This is a genomic window from Micromonospora sp. NPDC007220, assembly GCF_040634035.1.
GTDB lineage: Bacteria > Actinomycetota > Actinomycetes > Mycobacteriales > Micromonosporaceae > Micromonospora > Micromonospora reichwaldensis.
Genome location: NZ_JBEYEU010000063.1, coordinates 1 through 2581, shown reverse-complemented (window position 1 = coordinate 2581; position 2581 = coordinate 1). Strand labels below are relative to the sequence as shown.

Genomic DNA, 2581 nt, shown 5'->3' with positions numbered 1-2581 from the left:
CCGCACCCACACCCACCGCCCACAACGCCACCCGCGCACCCAACGCCCCCGTACCACCCGTCACCAACACCGTCCCCGACAACCGGAAACCACCAGTACCCGCACCCACCGCAGAACCCGCACCCGCCGGAGAACCCGCACGCACCAACCGCCGCACAAACACACCCGACGACCGCACCGCCACCTGATCCTCACCACCAGCCGACGACAACACCCCACACAACCGACCCCACACACCCCCTTCCAACAACCCCGGCAAATCCACCAAACCACCCCACCGCAACGGCACCTCCAAACCCACCACCCGACCCAAACCCCACACCGCAGCACCCGCGACATCCGCCAGCTCGTCCGAGCCGCCGACCGACACCGCCCCACGCGTCAGCCACCACAGCCGGCCCGACCCACCGACGTCGGTCAGCGCCTGCACCACGGCCAGCGCCGTCGACACCTCGGCGGCGGCCGGAACCGGGGACGCCTCCCGCGGCTCGGCCAGCGACAGCAGGGACACCACGTGGGCATCCCGGTCGTCGGAGCCCATCGCCTCCCGCAGCAGCCGCGCCACCCGGTCGCGGTCGGCGCCGGCCGGGACCAGCACCGGGACCGCCCGGTCGGCCCGGACGGCCAGCGCCGCGGCCACCGGGTGGTCCTCCTGCCCGGGCGCCATCAGCAGCAGCCAGGTCCCCGCCAACGTCGCGGAGTCCGGCACGGCGGCCGTACGCCACGTCGCCCGGTACCGCCAGGAGTCGACGACGGCCCGCTGCTGCGTCGCCCGCCGCCACCGGGCGAGCTTGGGCAGCAGCGCCGTGGACGGCTCGTCCGCGCCCACGGCGAGATCCTCGCCCAGCACGCCGAGGTCCCCGGACTCGACCGCCGCCCAGAACTGCTCGTCGGACGGGGCGCCGGCCCGCTCCGGAGCCGAGCCGGGCTGGGGGTCCTCCAGCCAGTAGCGCTGCCGGTCGAAGGCGTAGGTGGGCAGTTCCACCGCGCGCGGCCGGGCGCCGGTCTGGCCGAGGTACGCCGCCCAGTCGACGGCCACGCCGGCGGCCCAGAGCTGCCCGACGGCATTGGTGAGGGTGGTGACGTCGGGCTGGCTGCGGCGCAGCGTGGCGACGTACCGCACCTCGTCGGCAGTGTCCGCCTCGGCGGCCATGGCGGTGAGGACCGCGTCGGGGCCGACCTCCAGGAAGGTGTCCACCCCCTGCGCCCGCAGCGCCGCCACACCGTCGGCGAAGCGGACCGGCTGCCGCACGTGCCGCACCCAGTAGCCGGGATCGGTGATCTCTGCGGCGTCCGCCACCGCGCCGGTCACGTTCGACACGATCGGCACCCGCGGCGACCGCCACTCCAGCCCCGCCACCACCGACGCGAACTCGTCGAGCATCGGCTCCATCAACCGCGAGTGGAACGCGTGACTGACCGCCAGGTCCTTCGTCCGCCAACCCCGCTCACGGCAGGCCGCCACCACCGTGGCCACCTCGCCGGCGGCGCCGGAGACGACCACCGACGCGGGGCCGTTGACCGCCGCGACGTCCACGGCCGCACCCGACGCGCCGATCAGCTCGGCGACAGCCTCCTCAGCCACACCGACCGCCGCCATCACACCGCCGGCCGGCAGCGCCTGCATCAACCGACCCCGCGCCGCCACCAGCGTGCACGCATCCGCCAGCGACAACACCCCCGACACGTACGCCGCCGTCACCTCACCGATCGAGTGACCCGCCAGGAAGTCCGCCCGCACACCCCACGACGCAAGCAGCTCCCACAACGCCACCTCGACCGCGAACAACCCCGCCTGCGCAAAGACGGTCTGATCCAACAGAGCCCCATCGGCGGTACCCGGCTCGGCGAACACCACCTCGCGCAACCCACGCGGCAACAAGCCGTCGAAACGCGCGCACACCTCGTCGAACGACGCCGCAAAGACCGGGAACGCGTCATACAGCTCGCGACCCATGCCCACGCGCTGCGAACCCTGCCCCGTGAACAACACCGCCCGGCGACCCGCCGACACCACACCCGAGACGTGGCCCTCGGCCACCGTCGCGAGGCCTGCCGCCAGCTCGTCCACGTCCGAGCCCCACACGACCGCCCGGTGCTCCAACGCCGCCCGGGTGGTCGCCAACGACCACGACACATCCGCCACCGCAAGGCCGGACCGGTCCCGCGCGAACGACGCCAACCGCGCCGCCTGACCCGCCAGACCCCGCTCCGAACGGCCCGACACCACCCACGGCACCGGCACCCCGACCGGCGCGACCGGCGCGACCGGCGCGGACGCCGGCTCCGGCTCCGGCTCCGGCTCCGGCTGCTCGATGATCACGTGCGCGTTCGTGCCGGAGATACCGAACGACGACACACCCGCCCGCCGAGGACGCCCCGCCCCCGGCCAGACCCGCGACTCCGTCACCAACTCCACCGCACCCGACGCCCAGTCCACATGCGACGACGGCGCATCCACGTGCAAGGTCGCCGGCACCATCCCATGCCGCATCGCCAAGACCATCTTGATGATCCCGGCCACCCCCGCAGCCGCCTGCGTGTGACCGATGTTCGACTTCACCGACCCCAACAACAACGG

1 protein-coding gene is annotated in these 2581 nt (G+C 73.7%); it reads right to left on the bottom strand.

Annotation, left to right across the window (positions count from 1 at the left end):
• The coding region (locus tag ABZ573_RS32430; RefSeq protein WP_358122915.1) for a type I polyketide synthase at positions 1-2572 on the bottom strand (2572 nt) is incomplete at its 3' end.
• Positions 2573-2581: the final 9 nt, after the last annotated feature.